This window comes from uncultured Rhodococcus sp. (assembly GCF_963525155.1).
Classification (GTDB): Bacteria; Actinomycetota; Actinomycetes; order Mycobacteriales; family Mycobacteriaceae; genus Rhodococcus_F; species Rhodococcus_F qingshengii.
On record NZ_CAURKP010000299.1, the window covers coordinates 1 to 4,254 of the forward strand.

The window sequence follows — 4,254 nt, forward strand, 5'->3', positions numbered from 1 at the left end:
GTCAGGGCGTGCACACCCAGAGTCGGATCCGGGCCCTCGAGCACCTCTCGCCAATAGTCGATTTCAGCGACCCGATCCGGCTCGCGCGCGGCGTCGACGAGGCCATGTGCCCATCGACGCATCGAGGTTCCGACCGGAGCAAGTGACGGGTCGACGCCTGACTGCACCTGCGCACAGGCAAGTGCAAGATCGGGGATCAGGATTCGCCAGGAAACGCCGTCCGTCACGAGGTGGTGCGCCACGACTAGCAACTGTTTCCGGCTCTGCCGGTCCTTTTGAATCTGTCCGTCGGTGTCGAGCAGGACTGCCTGCACCATCACGCCTGCCTCCGGGTCGAGCCGCCCCAGAGCTGCGTCGAGTTCTGTCGAGACCGTCTCCGCGGCAGAACCCCTGAGGCTCACGTGGCGTACGACGGTCTCCGCCCGCACCGTACCTACAGGCGCAACGTCCATCCGCCGAGCGGATTCAGGATGATGCGTCGCCCGGATGCCTGCGCGGAGGATGTCGTGGTGGTCCAGCACAGCCTGCATGGCCAGTGTCAGCGTGACCTCGTCGAGCGTGGCAGGAACCGAGAGCAGAACAGATTGGGAGTACCGGCGAAAATCTCCACCACGGTCAAGCATCCATTCGACGATCGGCGTCAATTCGATCTCACCGACGCCGCCGCCAGGTAATTCGTCGACGACGACACGGTTGCCAGCCGTTCCGGCCGTCTCGGACAGCGCCGCAACAGTTTTGCGTTCGAACACCTCGCGCGGTGTGATCAGAACTCCGGCAGACCTGGCGCGCGTCACCAACTGGATGGACATGATCGAGTCACCGCCTAGAGTGAAGAACGAATCGTCGACCCCCACCTCCTCGAGTCCCAGAACTTCGGCGAACAGACTCGCAAGGATGTTTTCCGTCGCGGACGCGGGGCCACGACTTACGGTTGCCTGTCGCCCGAAGTCAGGTTCAGGCAATGCATTCCGGTCGAGCTTTCCGTTCACCGTCAGCGGCAAACCCTCGAGAACCGTCACGACAGCGGGGACCATGTGGGGCGCCAACCTCTGTGAGACATACTCGAGCAACGCCGCCGGAGAGATAGTGGCACCGGACTCCGGCACCACGTAGCCCACCAACCGGTCTCTGCGGGCTACCACCGCCGACTGAGACACGCCCACTCCGGAGAGCAGTGCAGCCTCCACCTCGCCGAGTTCGATTCGGTACCCCTTCACCTGCACCTGCAGATCGTTTCGTCCGAGGTACTCCAGCTGCCCGCTGTCGTTCCAGCGCCCCAGGTCACCGGATCGATACATACGCGCACCACTGACCGCGAGGTCGGGAATGAACCGCGCGGACGTCAGACCGAACCGGCCGAGGTATCCGCGTGAAACCTGATCCCCGGAGACATACAGTTCACCCACCACACCGGGCGGCACCGGGTGCAACCGCTGATCCAACACATACACACGCAATCCGGGTAACGCCCGACCAATCACCGAGGCCGATCGTTGACGCACCAGCACACGATCGAGCGGTAAGTGGCTGACGTGCACAGTGGTCTCCGTGATGCCGTACATGTTGACCAGATCTGGTGACGAAGTCCCGCGACGGGCGTACCAGCGCGTCAACTGTCCGAAGTCGAGCGCTTCTCCGCCGAAGATCACGTAGCGCAATGACAGGGCCGCACCCCCGGTAAGCCGGTCGGCTTCCGCCAATTGATAGAAGGCAGTGGGAGTTTGATTGAGCACCGTGACACGTTCGTGCCGTAGCAATTCGAGGAACGCCTCTGGTGAACGGGCCGTGAAGTAGTCGACCAGTACCAGTCGGCCACCGTGTGCGAGTGCGCCCCACATTTCCCAGACCGAGAAGTCGAATGCCTCCGAATGGAACATCGTCCACACATCGCCGCTGTCGAAGCCGAAGAGCGCTCTGGTGTTTGCCAGCAACGTCACTACGCTGCGGTGAGAAACCTGAACCCCCTTCGGGCGCCCGGTGGACCCCGAGGTGTAGATCACGTAGGCCACCGATTCGGGCCGGAGCGGTAGCAGCCGATCTCGGTCGGTCACCGCAAGCGGAGAAAACCTGTGCAGCGCATCGAGAATTACCGGGTCGTCTACCGCAATCACTGGAATCTCGCTGTCTGCAATTGCGTCACTGTCTCGTATGTAGTCGCCGTCGGCCCGAGTGGTCAGCACACACTTCGGCAGGGCGTCACGCACCACGAAGTCCACCCGGTTTACCGGAGAAGTCGAGTCCACCGGTACGTATCCGCCACCCGCCTTCACCACCGCCAGCAATGCCACCATCAGGTCGATCGAGCGGGCCATCGCGACTGCCACCAAGGTTTCCGGCCCCACCCCCTGCGCCACCAACAGTCGAGCGAGGCGGTTTGCTCGCTCGTCGAGTTCGCGGTAGGTAACCGACAATCCGCCGCAGCGCACCGCCACGGCATCACCGGACGTCAGCGCCGTGCGATCGAAGAGATCCGACAACGAATCCTCGTCTGTTCCGGCGCCAGAGGGCGTGGGCGTAACCAGCACCCCGCTGAGTTCGCCGGCCAGAATCATGTCGATATCGCCGACGACCACCGACTGGTTCTCGGTCACGGCGCCGATCACTCTTTCGAAGCGCGCCGCGATGCGCGCCACCGACATTCGATCGAAAATATCTGTTGCATAACGGAAACCGGCGCTGATACCGGCGGGCTCACCGTGCTCGTCGACGTGCTCCATCACACTCAGTTGCAGATCGAATTTCGCAACCGCGAGATCGACATCGAGCGAGCGAACCGTCAGTTCCGGCAAGTCGAAGCGCAGTCCCGTATCGGTCTGGAATTCGAGGAGTACCTGAAACAGAGGTGAATGCTCGGTGGAACGGTCGGGCGAGAGGTAATCCACCAACCTCTCGAAGGGGATGTATGCATGGTCCAGAGCACCGAGATCCGTTGACCGCACCGCAGCCAACACCTCGGCAAAGGTTGCTCCGGATGCGACAGGTGTGCGAAGGACGAGCGTGTTGACGAACATCCCGACCACATCGTCGAACACCGATGCACCGCGACCTGCGACCGGAGTCCCGATCACTACGTCGTCCGCTGTAGTGAGCCGTGCCAGCAATACCGCCAGAGCCGCATGCATCACCATGAACAGGGACGAACCGTTCTGGTGTGCGAGTTCGTTCAAAGCTCGATGGATCTCGGGCGAGAAGTCCATCGAAACCACCGCGCCCTCGGCAGACCGTTTCGAGGTTCGTGGTCTATCGAGAGGGAGCGGCAAGACGTCCGGAATACCCGACAGCTTCGCTGTCCAATAATCGAATTCGGCGGAGGGCGAAGTTTCCGGACCAACGTCTGCGTCGACGATCTCACGCTGCCAGAGGGTGTAGTCGGCGTACTGAACCGGCAGCGGCGCCCAGTCCGGGCTCCGACCTTGCGTGCGCGCGGTATATGCACTCATCAGGTCGCGTGCCAGTGGTGCCATCGAGAAACCGTCTGCGGCGATGTGGTGAACAACGATCGCGAGTACATGCTGCTCCGGTCCGGTTCGGAGTAACCTCACGTGCAGCGGGAACTCCTCGGACACATCGAATCCGATGTCGAAGAACGCGTGCAAGTCCGTGAAAAGCCCCTCGCCGGGAATCGGCACGGGGTGGATTCGAGGAGCAGCGACCGCGGGTTCGGCGATCACCTGGTAGGGCCCGTCTGCGGACGCAGGAAAGATCGTTCGAAGGGATTCGTGCCGTTCCACCACATCACCCAGCGCGGCTTGGAGCGCACCCGAATCCAGGAACCCGTCCAGTTGTAGTGCGACGGGGATGTTGTAGAGCGGAGACGACGTTTCGAACTGGTTGACGAACCACATCCGCGATTGCGCGAACGACAGCGGAATACGTTCTGGCCGTGCCCTACTCGTGATGTGCACACGAGTAGCTTCCTCAGGTCCAGGCTCGCCCGGCGCGGAGTCGATTGGATCTATCGAGGCCGCCAGGTCCGCGACCACGGGGGCGTCGAACAGTGCATTGACCCCCATATTGGTGTGCAATGCGGCGTTGATGCGGGCGATGACTCGAGTGGCGCTGAGGGAATCCCCGCCGAGTTCGAAGAAACTGTCGTCGGCACCCACCTGGTCGAGACCGAGAACGTCGGCAACAGCACGGGCGATTCCGATTTCGGCAGGAGTGGCGGGAATCCGAAACGCAGCGCTCGCAAAATCAGTGTCCGGGAGGGCTTTACGGTCCAACTTCCCATGCACCGTCACCGGAAACTCCCCC

1 protein-coding gene is annotated in these 4,254 nt (G+C 62.2%); it reads right to left on the minus strand.

Features of this window, described 5'->3' with window-relative positions:
* Positions 1 to 4,254, minus strand: a 4,254-nt coding sequence (locus RWT78_RS28470) for an amino acid adenylation domain-containing protein (RefSeq protein WP_314682674.1), incomplete at both ends; no start/stop codon positions are given.